Here is a 16676-nt window from a genome sequence, read left to right on the forward strand (position 1 = left end):
GTCGCCTGCGGGTCAGGTCGGCCGGCTCAGCCCTGCTCTGACCACCACGCGCGCAAGCGGCCTTCGGCCTCGGCCTCGTCGAGGACGCCCTCGTCCAGGCGCAGGTCGAGCAAGAACCGGTAGGCCTTGCCGACCTCGGGGCCGGGGCGAATGCCCAGCACCTCTTGAATGCGATTGCCGTCCAGGGCCGGGCGCATCGCGCCGAGCTCCTCCGCGACCGTGAGTTCGGCGATGCGCCGCTCGATGTCGTCGTAGGCCCGGGCGAGCTTCGCCGCCTTGCGGCTGTTGCGGGTCGTGACGTCGGCGCGGGTGAGGATGTGCAGGCGATCGAGTTCGGTACCGGCATCCCGCACATACCGACGCACCGCCGAATCTGTCCAGGCACCCTCTGCGTAGCCGAAGAACCGCAGATGCTGCTCGATCAGCTGCGCGACCGCGTCGGTCGTGGCGGAGTCGAACTTCAGCGCGTTCATGCGCTTGCGCGCGAGCCGCGCTCCGCGCACGTCGTGGTGGTGGAAGGTCACGCCCCCGCCCGTTTCGAGCCTCCGCGTCGAGGGCTTGCCGATGTCGTGCAGAAGCGCCGCGAGCCGCAGGGTCAGGTCTGGCGCGGCATCCGGAAAGCGCAGGTGCTCGAGGTCGATCGCCTGCTGCAGCACGGTCAACGAGTGCTCGTAGACGTCCTTGTGGTGATGGTGTTCGTCGACTTCGAGCCGCAGGGCCGGAATCTCGGGGAGGAATTCGCCCATCAACCCGGTATCGACGAGCAGACGGATGCCGCGCACCGGGTCGTCGGTGATCAACAGTTTGACCAGCTCGGCCTGAACGCGCTCGGGGCTGACGATCTTCAGCGTCTCACGGAGCTCTGCCATCGCGTCCGCTGTCGCCGGGTCAACCTCGAACCCGAGTTGTGCCGAGAAGCGGGCGGCGCGCAGCATCCGAAGCGGATCATCGCCGAAACTGACACGCGGGTCGGCGGGAGTGCGCAGCAGCCCGCGCACGAGGTCTTCGACTCCCCCCGCAGGATCCACAAGAGTGCGCGTCGGAACCCGCAGCGCCATCGCGTTCACCGTGAAGTCGCGGCGGTGCAGATCCCCCTCGAGCGTGTCGCCGAACTCGACCGTGGGCTTGCGGGTGACCCCGTCGTAGCTGTCGGCGCGGTACGTGGTGATTTCGACCTGTTCACCGGCAACGCGGGCGCCGATCGTGCCGAAGGCCCGACCGATGTCCCACTGGGCCGTCGAGATCGGCTTGACGATCCGCAGGATGTCGTCGGGTCGCGCATCGGTGGTGAAGTCGAGGTCATTCACCGGGTGACCGAGCAACGCGTCGCGTACAGGCCCGCCGACGATCGCCAGGTCAAAGCCCGCGTTCGCGAAGGCGTGAGCGAGCCTCGAGACGACGGGTGACTCGGCGAGCGCACCGAGGCGTGCGACGCCCTCGGCCATGTTGAGCATGAAGCCAGCCTACCGGCGCAGATCTGGGCGAACCCGGGGGCGGCTGCGCTCAGGAGAAGCCGAGAAACCCCGTGAACAGCAGTTCTCGCACGCGCGGCAGCAGATCGGCGCGCAGTGCCTCAGCGTCGACCTCGAGCAGCTCGGCGATCGCGTCGATGAGGACCCCGACACTGAGGTCGCCGTCACACGCGCCCACGAGAGCAGCCAATCCCGGGTCGACCGCGAGCGCGCGACCGAAACCCGCGCCCTGTCGGAGTTCGATGATCGTCGGCGCGTCCTCACCCGGGCGCTGATGCCGGGCTTCGGTCACATCAGGAGCGACCAGAAGAGTGGATGCGGCGAGCTCGACGTCGCTCACCTGCACCGCAAGATCGTGCGCGGCGAGCGCGGCCGCGAGGTGCGCCCCGATGCCGGTGCCGGGCAAGGCCTGCGGCAGCCGCTCGTACCTCGCGAGGGTCGGCGAGCCGGAGATCGGGCGCCGAAGCAGAAGGTATCCGAATCCCACCGCGGTCACAGCGCGCGACGCGAAGTCGTCGAGCCAGGCGTCGACGAGCCGCGCGAACTCGGGGGTTCCGGGCAGGGTCGCCCCGTCGCGTACCCAGAGCTCGGCGTACGCGAGAGGGTCGAGACTCTCGCGCTCGATCACCCAAGCATCGAGCGGGACCGGTGACGCCGAGACCCACTCGCGGACCCGGTCGAGACCGTCCACACCGCCTCGGGTCTCCCAGTTGCCGAGCAGTTGAGCCACCCCGCCCGGCGCGAGTAGGCCACCGACGCCGCGGACGAAGGCAGCAACGAGGTCGTCGCCGTCCATCCCCCCGTCGCGGTACTCGTACTCCGGCACACCGGCGACCCGCGGAGTGATGACGAACGGTGGGTTCGACACGACGCGGTCGAACTCTTCTCCCGTGACGGGTTCGAAGAGGCTCCCCAGCCGGGTCTCGATCCCGTCGACGCCGTTCAGCAGGGCATTGAGCTGGGTGAACCACAGCGCGCGCTCCGAGATGTCAGTAGCCACGACGTGGTCGACCATGCGCCGTGCGCGCAGCGCTTGGACGCCGCATCCCGAACCGACATCAAGGCCCCTGTCAGCGATCAATGGCAGTTGCAGCCCCGCCAGAGTCAACGATGCGCCACCGACGCCGAGCACGTGGTCTTCGGGCAGCGGTCCCTGCAGCGCGGCTTCGTCGAGGTCACTCGCGATCCACCACTCGCCTTCGCCGAACTCGTCGGCGAAGGACTGCGGGCGCACCAGCACCGCCGGGGTCGCCTGGCCGTCGGCGACCGTGACGAGTCCGAGTGCGCTGAGCCCCGCAGCGCGCGTTCGGGGAAGTGCGTCGGCGACGGATGCCTCGCCCTGCGGCATCCCGAGCACGAAGAGACGGCCCAGCACGGCCAACGGATCCGCGCGATCCCCGAGCCCGCGTAGGGCCGGAGACCGCAGACCGCGGACGATCGCGTCATCCGCGGGCGCCCCCCACATCGCGCGCAGACCGGCAGACGCGAATCCCGCATCACTCAGATCGGCGGCCAGTGCCTGACAGAGGCCGGCGTCGGGCGTGGGCGGGAGTGGGCGAGAAGGCACTCGTCCATTCAATCGTCACGCGTGGGTGGCGGGGGCCTCTAGGGCTCGGAACGTAGAATCTGACCTGATCGTGCGGTCCGGATATCGCACAGGAGCGAACCACACACCTATGACCGTCACGATGCCGCACCCCCACGGTGCCCGCAGTGCCCGGCCCCACAGCCGGCGACACGAAGGGCGACTCAGACTGCTTGCCGCCGTCGGAGCCATTCTGCTGGCGACCGGACTCGCGGCTCCCGCGGCGGCAACGACGACACCGACGCCGAACCCGACTCCCACAGTCGGCACGGGAACCGGCACGACGGCGTTCACCCTCTCGCCCCTCGCGAACGGCATCGTCCGAGCGGGCGATGCGCTGGCCGTGTCAGTCACGATCCAGAACGACACCCGCGAAGCCACAGAATCGGTGAGTGTCACGCTTCGCCTGGGCGCTGAAGAACTCCTCGATCGCGTTGCGCTCACCGAGTGGCTCGACGGGGGCTCCGCCACCGTCACCCTGGAGGACGTCGGAACGACCAGCATCCCCGCCGTGGCATCGGGTGCGAGCGAAACCAACGGCATCGTCGTCGACGCGACCTCGCCCGTACTCGCCGGACGCGAGCCGGGCGTCTACCCACTCAGCGCGACCTACGAGGGCGCGACGGGGCCCGTCACGTCGACGAGCGTCATGGTCGTGCCAGACGATGCGACTGCGATTCAGATCGGCGTCATCGTGCCGATCACCTCCGGAGCCCGCTCCGCGGCCCTGCTCACTGCCGTCGAACTGACAGAACTCACCGCGCCGACGGGTTACCTCACGAACGAGCTCGATGCCGTGGAGGGGACACCTGCCATCCTCGCTGTAGACCCCGCGATTCCGGCATCGATCCGCGTGCTCGGGACTTCCGCCCCCGAGTCGGCCACCGTCTGGCTCGAGCGTCTTCTCGCGCTGGAGAACGAGCGTTTCGCCTTGCAGTACGGCGATGCGGATCCCGCTATCCAGATGGACGCCGGGCTTTCGCGCCCACTCGGTCCTCCCACCCTCACCTCGTTCATGCAGGCCGAGAACTTCCTCCCCGTACCGGACGCCACACTCGGTGCGACGCCCACGCCCACTCCGACGCCGTCCGCCACCGTTGATCCGACCGTCCCGGTGTATCCGACAGTCGACGAGCTCTTCGATATCGGCTCGGCGCGGCCCGATGTGTGGTGGCCCGCGAGCGGGGCACCGAGCACCGATGCGCTCGGGACGCTGGGAGGCATCGCCCAGGACGACCTCACCTCGCTCACGCTCCTCACCTCGACTCAGACCACCGCCGGCTCCGCGGGTGCCACCGTTGCCGCTCCCGCTCGAGTCGGCGACGCCGCTGCGCTCGTTTACGACAGCACGATCTCTGCAGAGTTGACCGAGGCATCCGGGATCGATGACTCTCCCCTTCGTGGCGCAGCACTGACCGCCGCGACCGCGCACCTGGCTTTTGCCGCAAACCAGGTCGGCGGCGCTCCACTGCTGGTCACCCTCGACCGCGGAACGGAGCGGTCCCGCGTGGGTTTGCGCACGGCCATCATGGCCGCAGCGTCCGCACCCGGAGCCAGTGCGGTATCGCTCGACGACCTCGCCGAGTCGCCGGCATCCACGATCGAGATGGTGGATGCTGCAGCTGACCCGCTGCGTGTGACCACAGCATCCCTTCTCTTCGCCGAAGAGACCGAGCTCGCACGGTTCGCGACGATCCTCGACGACGTCACGCTCATCACCGGACCCGAGCGGGGCCAGATCCTGCAGTTGCTCGGGGTTTCATGGATCGATGAACCTGCACGGTCGATGGTCGCCGTCGGCGAGCATCGGGCCCAGACAGCGACGACCCTCGAGTCGGTTCGGCTGCTGCCGACGAGTTCGATCAACCTTTTCGGCGCGGACGCCCGCCTGTGGTTCACCGTGCGCAATGACCTTCCGTACCCGGTGAACCTCGTGCTCTACGCGGTGCCCAACGACCTTCGGCTCGATGTTCAGCGTGCGACGCCGATCGTCGGGACCGCTGCGAGCAACACACGTGTCGAGGTGCCGGTACAAGCCCGTGTCGGCAACGGCGAGGTCGAACTCTCGCTTCAGCTGCGCAGCCGCGCCAGCGTCGCGATCGGGCCACCCGAGACGGTCGAAGTGAGCGTCCGCGCAGAGTGGGAGACCTTCGGTGTGATCGCCCTGTCGATCGTCGTCGGAGGCCTCGTGTTGCTCGGCGTGATCCGCACCATCCTGCGAGCGCGCGCGAAGGGCAAGACGGACGAGGGATCACCGACCGACGAGGAGTCTTCGTGAGCGGCATCGGCCGAGCGAGCGTGATCATCGGTGCCGGCACGATCGTCTCGCGCCTCACCGGCCTCGTTCGATCGATCGTGCTCGTCGCCGCGATCGGTTCTGTGGGCAGTGGTGCGGCCGACGCGTTTGCCATCGCCAACCAACTGCCCAACAACATCTACGCGATCATTTCGGCGGGACTGCTCAGCGCTGTTGTGGTGCCGCAGATCGTCAAGGCCGCGTCGCACGATGACGGTGGCAGTGCCTTCGTGTCGAAGCTCTTCACGCTGGGCACGGTGGTGCTGCTGGCCACGACGGTGCTCGCGATGGTGGCCGCGCCGTTCTTAGTGCAGCTCTACGCCGACAAGTTCACTCCCGATCAGCTCGCACTGTCGACGGCGTTCGCGTACTGGTGCCTTCCCCAGCTGTTCTTCTACGGCCTCTACGCCCTCGTCGGCGAGGCACTGAACGCGCGGCGCATCTACGGGCCGTTCACCTGGGCGCCCATCGTCAACAATGTCGTTTCGATCGTCGGATTCCTGGTGTTCATCGCCCTCTTCGGCGCTCCAGTGACGCAGATCGAGGGCTGGACGCCCGAGATGATCGCGATTCTCGGGGGAACCGCGACGTTCGGCATCGTGATCCAGGCGGTGATCCTGTTGCTCTTCTGGCGCCAGGCGAAGCTGCGCGTGCGGCCCGACTTCCGCTGGCGCGGCGTGGGCCTCAACCACATCGGCCGCCTGGCCGGCTGGACGTTCTTGATGATGCTCGCCGGGCAGATCGCGGGCGTCGTGCAGTCGCGTGTACTTTCTGCCGCCTCCCGGGACTTTCCCGCCATCGCGTCCTCGCAGTACGCCTGGCTTCTGTTCATGCTCCCGTACTCGATCATCGTGCTCTCGATCGGAACCCCGTACTTCACAAGGCTCAGCGAGCATGCCGCGGCGGGTCGCCACACCGAGGTCAAGGACGACATCCTCAGCAGCATCCGCACCCTGGGACTCTTCATCGTGGCCTCTACCGCGGCGCTCGCCGTCGCCGCGGTGCCCGCCACCCGCATCTTCACCAACACCGCAGAGCAGGCCGTCGCCGCGGCCCCCGTGCTGCTGTGCTTCTTGGTGAGCCTGGTTCCGCTTTCGGTGCTCTTCGTCATTCAGCGCACGTTCTACGCCTACAACGACACCCGCACACCATTCTTCTTCACCCTCGTTCAGGTGGCGATCGTGATCACCACGGCGCTCGTGGCACAGGCGATCGTGCCCGTCGAGCAACTCGCGGCGGGGGTCGCGCTCGGCCAATCGATCGCCAGCGTCGTGCAGGTGATTATCGCGACCTGGCTGCTCCACAGACGCCTCGGAGGAGTGCAGACAGCGGCGTGGATGCGGGCACTCGGGCGATTTGCGTTGGCCGCTGTGCCCGCTGCCGGCGCGGGATGGCTCACGTGGCTCCTCCTCGGTGGTGCATCCGGGTGGACGACCGCCAGCCAGCTTCTCGGCGCGGTCGGAACTGCGGTCATCGGGGGCGTGGTGCTGCTGGTGTACGCAGCCTTCCTTGCGCTGTTGCGCGCGCCTGAGCTCGACTCCGCACTGGCCCTCGTCCGACGCTTTCTGCCGGGCGGGCGCTCCTCGAGCTGAACATTCGGTGACACTCGGGTGGTGTGGAATGTGCCGCCGTTACGATGTGTTGAGGTCTTCGACGGGGCCGAGGCATCCGTCGATACAAAAGGGGAGTTTTCGTGCGTCAGGTCATCATCATCGGTTCAGGCCCCGCGGGCTACACGGCAGCGATCTACGCGGCACGTGCCAACCTCGAGCCGCTCGTCGTTGCGAGCTCGGTCGAAGCCGGTGGCGAGCTCATGAACACCACCGAGGTCGAGAACTTCCCCGGCTTCCCCGAGGGAATCATGGGACCTGACCTCATGACGAAGATGCAGGAGCAGGCCGAGCGCTTCGGCGCCGAGGTGCTCTACGACGATGTCGTCTCACTCGATGTCGACGGCCCGATCAAGACCGTCACACTCGGGTCCGGCGCCGTGCACCAGGCATCCACCATCGTCTTCGCGACAGGCTCCGCCCCGCGCAAGATCGGCATCGAGGGTGAAGCTCGCCTGTCGGGCCGCGGTGTGTCGTACTGCGCCACCTGCGACGGATTCTTCTTCCGTGAGCGCACGATCGCTGTCGTCGGCGGCGGTGACTCCGCGATGGAGGAAGCCACCTTCCTGACGAAGTTCGCCTCGAAGGTCTACGTCATCCACCGCCGCGAAGAGTTGCGTGCGTCGAAGATCATGCAGGAGCGCGCGTTCAAGAACGAGAAGATCGAGTTCGTGTGGAACAGCGCCGTGGTCGATGTGCTCGGAGAAGACGCCGTCACAGGTCTCGTCCTCGAATCTACGGTTGATGGTTCGCGGCGCGAGTTGCCGCTCGATGGCATCTTCGTCGCGATCGGCAATGACCCGCGCACACACCTCGTGCACAACAAGCTCGAGCTGACCGATGAGGGCACGATCTGGGTCGACGGCCGCTCATCGCGCACCTCCATCCCCGGCGTCTTCGCCGCCGGCGACGTGCTCGACCCGACCTACCGTCAGGCCGTCACCGCCGCGGGCAGCGGAACTGTCGCTGCGCTCGACGTCGAGCACTACCTCGCCGCCCTCGGCGAAGCGGGCGCGCCCGCAGAGTCTGCGTCGCCCATCGATGACCTCGCCGAGGTCGACGCCGCCTGACAATCCCCTGCGTGCGGAACAATCCGCTCCTCGCGCGCGTTCGAACGAGTAACAGACTTCCCACCCAAGGAGAGAAAATGACCGCCAAGGCGACAACCTCAGCCACTTTCGAGCAGGACGTGCTTCAGGCCGAAGGCCCCGTCCTCGTCGACTTCTGGGCCGAGTGGTGTGGCCCCTGCCGCATGGTCTCGCCGGTTCTCGACCAGATTCAGTCTGAGCACCCCGACAAGATCACGATCTTGAAGCTCAACGTCGACGAGAACCCCGACCTGGCGATGAAGTACCAGATCACCTCGATCCCGGCGATGAAGGTCTTCAACAAGGGTCAGGTCGAGACCACGATCATCGGCGCCAAGCCGAAGTTCGCGCTCGAGCATGACCTCGCCGCCTACATCGGCTGAGATCTCGCTCGATAGAGCGACGAAACCCCGCTGACTATTTCCTGGTCAGCGGGGTTTTTTTCGGAGCTTTGTTGGTCAGGATGCTTCGGACCGCAGCGCGGCATCCCATGCGCGGTGCGACGTATTGTCGCCGAGCAATCGCCACACCGCGCGCGTCAGCGGAGGGTACTCGAGGGCGATTTGGCGCAGCACCCGGTAGTGACGCGACGCGTTCGGGCGTGACCCGCCGTTCTCGGCGATGTTTTCGGCACGAAGAGTGAGCACGACCAGTTCATCGACCGTCGGCAGGTCCTCCATGAAGTCCCACGGGTCCTCGCCGTGACGCAGGCGTTCGGCGATGAGAACAGACAATTCGTCGGATGCCTCGGCACGCAGCAGTTCGAGACTCGCTCGCCTGCGCGGCATCCGATCCTGTTCGTTCACCCATCAAGGGTACTTCGGTTCGGCGCCTTTTCGGGCCGGCAGGTCGGACTCGCTAGGCCGTGCCGTAGCCCGTTTCACCCATCTCCTCGAGGATTCGGTTCAGGTCCTGTATGCTCGCGAAATCTATGCTGATCTGGCCTTTTCGTGAGGTCAAACCGATCTTCACTCGCGTGTTCAGTCGGTCACCGAGGCGATCGGCGACCTCGTCGAGGTAGGCGCGGCGCGCTCCGGGCTGTGGGGCCGGAGTACGGGTGCGCGCAGCATCCGGAAGCTTCGCCGCGGCCTCCGCCGCACGCACCGAGAGGTCCTCGTTCACGATCTTGTCGGCGAGACGCTGCATCGCATCTTCGTCAGGAAGCGACAGGATGGCGCGTGCGTGACCCGCGCTCAACACACCGGCGGCGACGCGCTGCTGAACCGGCATAGGGAGCTTCAAGAGGCGGATCGTGTTGCTGATCTGGGGCCGTGAACGGCCGATGCGCCCCGCGAGCTCCTCTTGGGTGATCCCGAAGTCTTCGAGCAGCTGTTGGTACGCGGATGCTTCTTCCAGAGGATTGAGCTCCGAGCGGTGCAGGTTCTCCAGCAGAGCATCGCGAAGGAGGTTCTCGTCGGCCGTTTCTCGCACGACGGCCGGGATCGACTCGAGCCCCGCCTCGCGCGCAGCGCGTGTACGGCGCTCACCCATGATGAGCTCGTACGTGCCTTCTTCGGTCGCGCGAACCACAACGGGCTGCAACACCCCGAACTCGCGCACACTGTGGACGAGTTCAGCAAGGTCGTCGGCATCGAAGTGCGTGCGAGGCTGGCGCGGGTTCGGCACGATCGACATCGGGTCGATGTACGCGAGATGCGCCCCGGGCACGGCGACGAGGTCGGCGATCGTGTCTGGTACTTCGACCTCTTGCTGTTGTTCGTCTTCTTCCGACGCGCTGCGAGGAAAGAAGACGTCCGCCGGGCGGGCCTCAGTGGGCTCGCTGGTGGGGATGAGCGCGCCGATTCCGCGCCCGAGGCCTGTGCGCTTGGCCATCAGGACTCCCCTTCTGTGGTGTTGTTGGGTGCGTTTTCACGCCGGATAAGTTCAACGGCCGCCTCGCGGTAGGCAACGGCGCCGGCCGACTGCCCGTCATAGGCGATGACGGTCTGTCCGAAGCTCGGCGCCTCAGAGACCCGCACAGAGCGCGGAATCACTGTCGCGAGTACTTCCTTCGCGAAGTGCTCGCGAACCTCTTCGGCGACCTGCTGCGCCAGACGGGTGCGGCCGTCGTACATCGTGAGCAGGATGCTCGACAGGTGAAGCTGCGGATTCAGGTGCTTCTGGATCATGCGCACGGTTCCGAGGAGCTGGCTGAGGCCCTCCAGAGCGTAGTACTCGCACTGAATCGGGATCAGGAGCTCTTTCGCGGCCGTGAAAGCGTTGATCGTAAGCAACCCGAGCGACGGCGGGCAGTCGATGAGGACGAAGTCGAGACGTTCGTCGAGGTTGTTCAGATACTCGTCGAGGGCGGTCTTGAGCCGATGTTCGCGCGCTACCTGCGAGACCAGTTCGATTTCGGCGCCGGCGAGGTGGATCGTGCTCGGAGCACACAGCAGATCCGGCGATTCCGGGCTCGTCTGGACGATGTCCGCAATGGGAAACTCGTCAATGAGAACGTCGTAGATGCTGGGGATGTCGGCTGTGTGGGGCACACCGAGCGCTGTGGAGGCGTTTCCCTGGGGGTCCAGGTCGATAACCAGCACACGAGCGCCGACCGACACCAGCGCAGCAGCCATGTTGACGGTGGTGGTGGTCTTCCCGACCCCACCCTTCTGGTTTGAGACCGTCAGAACACGGGTCTTGCCTGAAAGTTGCACCTCGGCACTGGCGAGAACACGGCGTCTGGCGGTGAGATCTGCGAGTTCACGGGCGAGCGGTGTGTCATCGAGCGAGAAGGGTGCTGCCGCCTCCGTGTCGTCGGGAAGTTTCACGTGAAACGCTCTCCTGCAGGTCGTCGGTGGTCAGCGTCCACTCTATCCCGCGATGACTCGATCCCTGTCGGTCGAGACTCCGGTTCGGTGGTCTAGTAGGCGCGCCAGCGCCCTATCGAGACCCACACCCGGCGTTTCACGTGAAACATTTGTGGCTGATCTCGAACGCGCCTACGTCGCTGCTCGATCACGGGCTTCTTCGGTCTGCGGGTCAACTCGGTTCAACCGGTCATTCTCCCGTGCACGAGTGCAAGGCGCTTTGCACGAGCTTGCGAGCGTATCGAGACACACGCCCCATGTTTCACGTGAAACATAGGTCCGTGATCTCGATTAGCTCCTTCGTCGGTCCTCGATCACCGGGGCAAGCGCGGTAGTCACACCCACCCGGTGGAGAGGAGTACGCGCGCCAACTTCGTATGGAGACCCATGCGCCCCATGTTTCACGTGAAACATGGGTGCGTGATCTCGATAGGCTCGTGCTTCGCTCCTCGATCACCGCTGCGGTTCAGTGTGCGCGGACCGTCCCGCGCACCACACGCGTGGGCTCGTCCAGAACGCCTTCACCCAGTACCTCGATGCGTGTGTCCGAGACACGGAACTTCCGAAGGTGCTTCTCCGCAGCCTCGATCTCGTTCGCTACCGACGCCCCCTTCAAGAGGATGAGCTCGCCGCCGTCACGGACGAGCGGCGCAGTGATCGGAACGAGTGTACGGAGGGCGCTGACAGCGCGGGCTGTCACAACATCCAGCACCGGTCCGTACTTCCAGTCCTCGGCGCGCGATCGCACAACCTCTACGTTGTCGAGCCCTAACTCCTGCGCCTGCTCAGTGAGCCAGGCCACGCGGCGCTCCATGGGTTCGATGAGTACCCACTCCACGTCAGGACGCGCGATTGCCAACACAAGACCAGGGAGACCGGCGCCTGAACCCACGTCGCCCACACGCCCCGAGAAGAGGGGGGCAGCGATCGCACTGTTCAGGATGTGGCGACTCCACAGCCGCGGCGGCTCGAGGGGACCGATCAGGCCACGCTCTTCGCCGTACAGTCCGAGCGACTCGGTGAACTGACGCGCGAGCTCGATGCGGCTACCAAAGATCTGTGCGGCAACGGCTGGTTCTGGCTCGATCATTTCAATCTCCTGGCGTTTCTGAACTCGATACGCTCGTACCTCGCTACTCGATCACCGGGTACTCGATCACCGTCTAGCGACAACCGTTGACAGATGTTTCACGTGAAACATCCCCGTCGGATTCAGCCCCGGCTGATCACCGTGTGACGGTCAGCGCCCTCGCCGTACGACTCCGACGTGAAGCCCTTCTCCGACACGATGTCGTGCACGAGCTTGCGCTCGTAGCTCGACATCGCGGGTAGTGAGGCCTGGGTTGCGCCCTCATCGAGACGTTCGATCGCACGCTCCACCAAATTGGTCAGCTCACGCTGACGCATGTCGCGCGAGCCGCCGACGTCCAGGATCAAGCGTGAGAAACGGCCGGTGCTGTTCTGCACGGCGATCCGGGTCAGCTCTTGCAACGCCTGTACGGTGTCAGGGTCCGCCAGAAGAGCAACCGAGCCGCCGTCCGGCGCCTCAACCGATACATAGGCGCGGCCAGCGCGCACGTCCATGGTGAGGTCACCATCGATGTCTGCGATGTCGAGCAACCCCTCGATGAAGTCAGCGGCGACGTCGCCTTCTTGTTCGAGCTGTTCAATCGTGGCCGGCTCGCGCTCAGTACGGACTTCCGTGAAGTCAGAAGTAGTCATGTGTTCCTCAGAGTGAGTAGGAGTTCAAGGGGAGTGGTCAGGATGCTGCGCCGCTGGCGCCCGTGGCATCCGGCTTCGGCTGCTTCTGAGGCTGCTTCTGACCGCCACCAGCACCGGATGCGCCGCCAGCCGCGCCGCCCGGCGCACCGGTCGGCTTCTGACCGCTCTTCTTGGCGCGCTGCTTGCCGACCGGCTGCTGGCGCTTGGGAGCTGCGGCCTTTGCCCGCTCAGCTTCTTCCAGCAGGCGCTGCTGCTCAGCCTGGTACTTCTCCATCGGAACGACCTTGCCCGAAGAGTCGATGGCCTTGCCCTTGCGGGCGAGACGCTCTTCACGGGCCTTGGCCGCATCCGAGCCGGGGGTCGGCATCTCGCGAATGACCAGGAACTGCTGACCCATAGTCCACAGGTTCGACACGAACCAGTAGATGACGACGCCGAGGGGGAAGAAGACACCCGAGAACACGAAGGCGAAGGGCAGGACGTAGAGCATGATCTTCTGCATCTGGTACGCCTGGCCGGTCTTGGCCTCGGGCGACAGGTTCTTCGAGATGATCTGGAGCTGGGTGAAGAACTGCGACGCGATCATCAGAACGACCAGGACGAGCAGGATGATGATCGCCGTGGTGTTGCCGGTGTTGAACGCATCGATCAGCGTCTCGTGCAGCGATGCGACCCCGAAGAGCTTGGCGTTATAGAACTCGGCAGTGAGCTCTGCGTTGAGCAGCCCAACCCCACCAATACCGGCGTCGTAGTGCCGGGTGACATCGTTCAGCACGCTGAACAGTGCGAAGAAGATCGGCATCTGAACCAGCAGTGGCAAACAACTAGAGACCGGTGTGGTGCCGTGCTTCTTGTATAGCCCCATGGTCTCGCGGCTCATCGCCTCACGAGAGAGCTGATCGCGCTTGCCCTTGTACTTCTCCTGAACTTTTCGCAGTTCAGGGGCAATTTCCATCATCTTGCGCTGGCTCTTGATCTGCTTCACGAAGAGCGGGATCAGTGCCGAGCGAACGACAATGACGAGGCCGATGATCGACAGCACCCAGGTGATGCCATCCGCGGGGGGAAGCCCCACAGCGGTGAACACCCAGTGCCAGAACACCAGCACGGCCTCGACGAGCCACTTCAGCGGCCAGAGAATGGTTCCGAGGAGATCGAACCCACCGCCGTCGACGGGGGCTGGCGACGGCGTCGCGGAGAACAGAAGATCCATGCGGAGGATCAATCCTTTCCTGTGGGTGCAGGCACAACGAACCCGTGTGGGGTGAGTTCATGCCGGAAGTTCGAGTGTGCGGGCACGTCATCGACGCCGCCCGCGGCCCAGGGATGGCAGCGACCGATTCGAGCGGCGGTCAGCGCCGACCCTTTGACCAGCCCGTGCTGCTGCAGCGCGCCGACCGCATAGGCCGAGCACGACGGGTAGTACTTGCAGACGTCACCGTAGGTGTGCGAGATCGTCGCGCGGTAGCCGTGCAAGAGCGCAAGGCCGGCGTTACGGGGGAGAAGAGGCACCGAACGAAGGAGGGCAGATGCTTCGAACCGGGCGTCACCGAGGGCGTAAGACGGAAGCACGCTCATGCGGCGGCCTTCCGAGACAGGCAACCGACGACCTCGTCGCGAAGTTGCGCATAGTCCGCGCTCGCGGCCGACGGGAGGGCACGAATCACGATGTCGGATCCGGGTGCCACGTCGGGCAGGGCTCCGGCACAGACTGATTTCAGGCGCCGACGAACGGTATTGCGCACAACAGCGGAACCGACTTGGCGGCTGACGATGAAACCGAACCGAGTGCTGTGACCATCACCCGAAGCGGTCACGTAGGTCACCGTATGCGCCGTGGCACAACGACGACCCCTACGGACGACGGCCTTGTAATCCGCTCCGCGGGTAAGTCGGTTCGGCCTCGGCAGCACCGCTCGAATTCAGGCAGACAGTTCGGTGCGGCCCTTGGCGCGGCGAGCGGCGAGGATGCCACGGCCGGCACGCGTGCGCATCCGGGCGCGGAAACCGTGCTTCTTGGCGCGGCGGCGATTGTTGGGCTGGAACGTGCGCTTGGTCATGAGATCACTTCCGAGTGAAGGGTGTCACCGGAACCGAGAAATGGTGTGTGGGACCGGAGACGACGATGAAGGGACTGGCCCGTAGGCACAAGTCAACCGATTAAGGCTACGTCGTCGCGCCCGATAACTCAAACTGAGCACTTCTGGGCGGCATTATCCCCAATCTAGCCGAACATCCTGGCAGTGACACGCTGCCAGGATCTAGGGTGGAGTTTGCTCCCGCGACTCGCGCTGACTAGCGTGGCTCGGGCAGTTATCCACAGGCTCTGCGTGAATATTCCGCGGGTCGAAGTGGACTCATCAACACCCCGGGGGGGCCATGTCACCGCAAGAAGTTCCAGATGTTCCTGTCTGGTCAGCGGTGCTCGAGATCCTCGCGAGCGACGAGCGCATTACTCCTCAGCTGCATGGGTTCTTGAGCCTGGCTGTTCCGCAGGGTGTGATGAGCGGAACTTTGTATCTCGATGTTCCCAACGACCTGACCGCGGCCCAGTTCACGAAGCGTATGCGCACGCCGATCATGGAGGCTCTCGGTCGTCTCGACAACGACAGCCTCGAGGTGCCGGCCACGTCCTTCCGAGTGGTGGTGAACCCCGAGATCGCCGACGTCCACCTCACCGCACCCATTGCGGTGCAGAGTTCCGCGCACAATTCCGCGCAGAATGCGCCGGCACCACAACTGACAGCGATGCGGTCCGCAATGGATGAACCGGATGCTGCATCCTTCGCCTCGCGTAGCGATACGCGACTCAACCCCAAGTACACGTTCGACAACTTCGTCATCGGACAGTCCAACCGCTTTGCTCATGCGGCAGCTGTAGCCGTCGCTGAAGCGCCGGCGAAGGCATATAACCCACTCTTCATCTACGGCGACTCCGGACTTGGCAAGACGCACTTGCTGCACGCCATCGGTGAGTACGCGATGAGCCTGTATTCCGGCATCCGCGTACGCTACGTCTCGAGCGAAGAGTTCACGAACGACTTCATCAACTCGATCGCCAACAATCGCGGTTCGGCTTTTCAGGCTCGCTACCGCGATGTCGACGTCCTCCTGATCGACGACATCCAGTTCCTGCAGGGTCGTGCCGAGACGCAGGAAGCTTTTTTCCACACGTTCAACACGTTGCACGATCACGACAAACAGGTCGTCATCACCAGCGATGTGCCGCCGAAACACCTCACGGGTTTCGAAGATCGCATGCGCAGTCGGTTCGAGTGGGGTCTGATCACCGATGTGCAGGCGCCCGACCTCGAAACGCGCATCGCCATCCTCCGTAAGAAGGCGCAGAGCGAGCGTCTGCACATCCCCGACGAAGTGCTCGAGTACATCGCCACCGTGGTCTCGTCGAACATCCGCGAGCTCGAGGGCGCTCTCATTCGCGTGTCGGCATTTGCCAGCCTGAACCGGTCTACGCTCGACATGTCGCTCGCCCAGACCGTCCTCCGTGACATCGTCGACCAGGACGACGCGAACGTCATTTCGCCGACCGACATCATCACGGCGACTGCGGCGTACTTCAAGCTCACCGTCGACGATCTGTACGGGTCAAGCCGCAGCCAGTCCGTCGCAACGGCCCGCCAGATTGCGATGTATCTGTGTCGCGAGCGGACGAGTCTGTCGTTGCCCAAGATCGGCCAGCTCTTCGGAAACCGCGATCACACGACGGTGATGTACGCCTACAAGAAGATCAGCGACCTCATGAAAGAGCGTCGCTCGATCTACAACCAGGTCTCTGAGATCACCACCCAGCTCGGCCGCAACGGCCGCTGACCTGTGTGTCGGCCGTTCGCCGACACATTCCCCAAGAAGTTCTTGACAGGTCTGTTTCATCGCGGCATTATGCCGTTTCTCCCCAGTGTGGAAAACCTGTGGATAACTTGGCAACCCTGCGGAAACAGTGGCGCTGAAGGAGGTCCTCCTGTGGATAACAACAAACTGTCCACAGACTCGGCGTCTGAGAGCCGGCCGAGTTTCCTCAGCCGTTCCACATCTCACACGCGTGTAGTTTCATCGTCCCAACTGAGATCGCGCG

General features: G+C 64.9%; 16 protein-coding genes. 5 read left to right on the forward strand and 11 right to left on the reverse strand.

Going from position 1 to position 16676, the window contains the following annotated elements:
• Nucleotides 1-26: 26 nt before the first annotated feature.
• Both LG299_RS11060 and LG299_RS11065 read right to left on the reverse strand, forming a co-directional pair.
• The gene (locus LG299_RS11060; RefSeq protein ID WP_404430163.1) at nucleotides 27-1454 is read right to left on the reverse strand and encodes a CCA tRNA nucleotidyltransferase; all 1428 of its coding nucleotides are present in this window, start codon (nucleotides 1452-1454) and stop codon (nucleotides 27-29) included.
• Between the two features lie 49 nt (nucleotides 1455-1503).
• The gene (locus LG299_RS11065) at nucleotides 1504-3039 is read right to left on the reverse strand and encodes a methyltransferase (protein WP_404430165.1); all 1536 of its coding nucleotides are present in this window, start codon (nucleotides 3037-3039) and stop codon (nucleotides 1504-1506) included.
• A gap of 109 nt (nucleotides 3040-3148) precedes the next feature.
• Here LG299_RS11065 and LG299_RS11070 point away from each other — a divergent pair, with 109 nt between their 5' ends.
• The 4 genes from LG299_RS11070 (at nucleotide 3149) to trxA (ending at nucleotide 8434) form a co-directional block, all read left to right on the forward strand.
• Entirely contained in the window at nucleotides 3149-5335 is a 2187-nt protein-coding gene (locus LG299_RS11070) for a DUF6049 family protein (protein ID WP_404430167.1), read from the forward strand.
• A complete protein-coding gene (gene murJ / locus LG299_RS11075) occupies nucleotides 5332-6945 on the forward strand; it encodes a murein biosynthesis integral membrane protein MurJ (RefSeq protein ID WP_404430169.1) in 1614 nt (537 codons plus the stop codon). Before LG299_RS11070 ends, murJ begins: the two co-directional genes overlap by 4 nt.
• A 101-nt stretch (nucleotides 6946-7046) precedes the next feature.
• Nucleotides 7047-8033, forward strand: a complete 987-nt coding sequence (trxB, locus tag LG299_RS11080) for a thioredoxin-disulfide reductase (RefSeq protein WP_404430171.1) — start codon at nucleotides 7047-7049, stop codon at nucleotides 8031-8033.
• A gap of 77 nt (nucleotides 8034-8110) precedes the next feature.
• On the forward strand, nucleotides 8111-8434 hold the full coding sequence (gene trxA / locus LG299_RS11085; RefSeq protein ID WP_404430173.1) for a thioredoxin: 324 nt from the start codon (nucleotides 8111-8113) through the stop codon (nucleotides 8432-8434).
• 75 nt (nucleotides 8435-8509) lie between these two features.
• Here the strand turns inward: trxA and LG299_RS11090 are convergent, their stop codons facing one another.
• The 9 genes from LG299_RS11090 to rpmH all read right to left on the reverse strand — a co-directional run bounded on the left by LG299_RS11090 (nucleotide 8510) and on the right by rpmH (nucleotide 14643).
• Nucleotides 8510-8839 (reverse strand): tryptophan synthase subunit alpha, encoded by a 330-nt coding sequence (locus tag LG299_RS11090; RefSeq protein WP_404434865.1) that lies wholly within the window; start codon nucleotides 8837-8839, stop codon nucleotides 8510-8512.
• 70 nt (nucleotides 8840-8909) lie between these two features.
• A complete protein-coding gene (locus tag LG299_RS11095; RefSeq protein WP_404430175.1) occupies nucleotides 8910-9884 on the reverse strand; it encodes a ParB/RepB/Spo0J family partition protein in 975 nt (324 codons plus the stop codon).
• Nucleotides 9884-10822, reverse strand: a complete 939-nt coding sequence (locus tag LG299_RS11100; RefSeq protein ID WP_404430177.1) for a ParA family protein — start codon at nucleotides 10820-10822, stop codon at nucleotides 9884-9886. The genes LG299_RS11095 and LG299_RS11100 overlap by 1 nt, the downstream gene beginning before the upstream one ends.
• A 505-nt stretch (nucleotides 10823-11327) precedes the next feature.
• Nucleotides 11328-11951 carry a 16S rRNA (guanine(527)-N(7))-methyltransferase RsmG gene (gene rsmG / locus LG299_RS11105; RefSeq protein WP_404430179.1) on the reverse strand — a complete coding sequence of 208 codons (624 nt, stop codon included), beginning with the start codon at nucleotides 11949-11951 and terminating at the stop codon, nucleotides 11328-11330.
• A gap of 122 nt (nucleotides 11952-12073) precedes the next feature.
• Nucleotides 12074-12583 (reverse strand): protein jag, encoded by a 510-nt coding sequence (locus LG299_RS11110; protein ID WP_404430181.1) that lies wholly within the window; start codon nucleotides 12581-12583, stop codon nucleotides 12074-12076.
• A 37-nt stretch (nucleotides 12584-12620) separates the two neighbouring features.
• On the reverse strand, nucleotides 12621-13796 hold the full coding sequence (gene yidC / locus LG299_RS11115) for a membrane protein insertase YidC (protein WP_404430183.1): 1176 nt from the start codon (nucleotides 13794-13796) through the stop codon (nucleotides 12621-12623).
• An 8-nt stretch (nucleotides 13797-13804) separates the two neighbouring features.
• A complete protein-coding gene (gene yidD, locus LG299_RS11120) occupies nucleotides 13805-14161 on the reverse strand; it encodes a membrane protein insertion efficiency factor YidD (protein WP_404430185.1) in 357 nt (118 codons plus the stop codon).
• Nucleotides 14158-14496 carry a ribonuclease P protein component gene (gene rnpA / locus LG299_RS11125; RefSeq protein ID WP_404430187.1) on the reverse strand — a complete coding sequence of 113 codons (339 nt, stop codon included), beginning with the start codon at nucleotides 14494-14496 and terminating at the stop codon, nucleotides 14158-14160. The genes yidD and rnpA overlap by 4 nt, the downstream gene beginning before the upstream one ends.
• Before the next feature lie 9 nt (nucleotides 14497-14505).
• Nucleotides 14506-14643 (reverse strand): 50S ribosomal protein L34, encoded by a 138-nt coding sequence (gene rpmH, locus LG299_RS11130; protein ID WP_045278552.1) that lies wholly within the window; start codon nucleotides 14641-14643, stop codon nucleotides 14506-14508.
• Between the two features lie 319 nt (nucleotides 14644-14962).
• Here rpmH and dnaA point away from each other — a divergent pair, with 319 nt between their 5' ends.
• Nucleotides 14963-16414, forward strand: coding sequence for a chromosomal replication initiator protein DnaA (dnaA, locus tag LG299_RS11135; RefSeq protein ID WP_404430190.1), 1452 nt, complete (start codon nucleotides 14963-14965; stop codon nucleotides 16412-16414).
• Nucleotides 16415-16676 lie beyond the last annotated feature (262 nt).

This window comes from Microbacterium lacus (assembly GCF_044794305.1).
Lineage (GTDB): Bacteria > Actinomycetota > Actinomycetes > Actinomycetales > Microbacteriaceae > Microbacterium > Microbacterium lacus_B.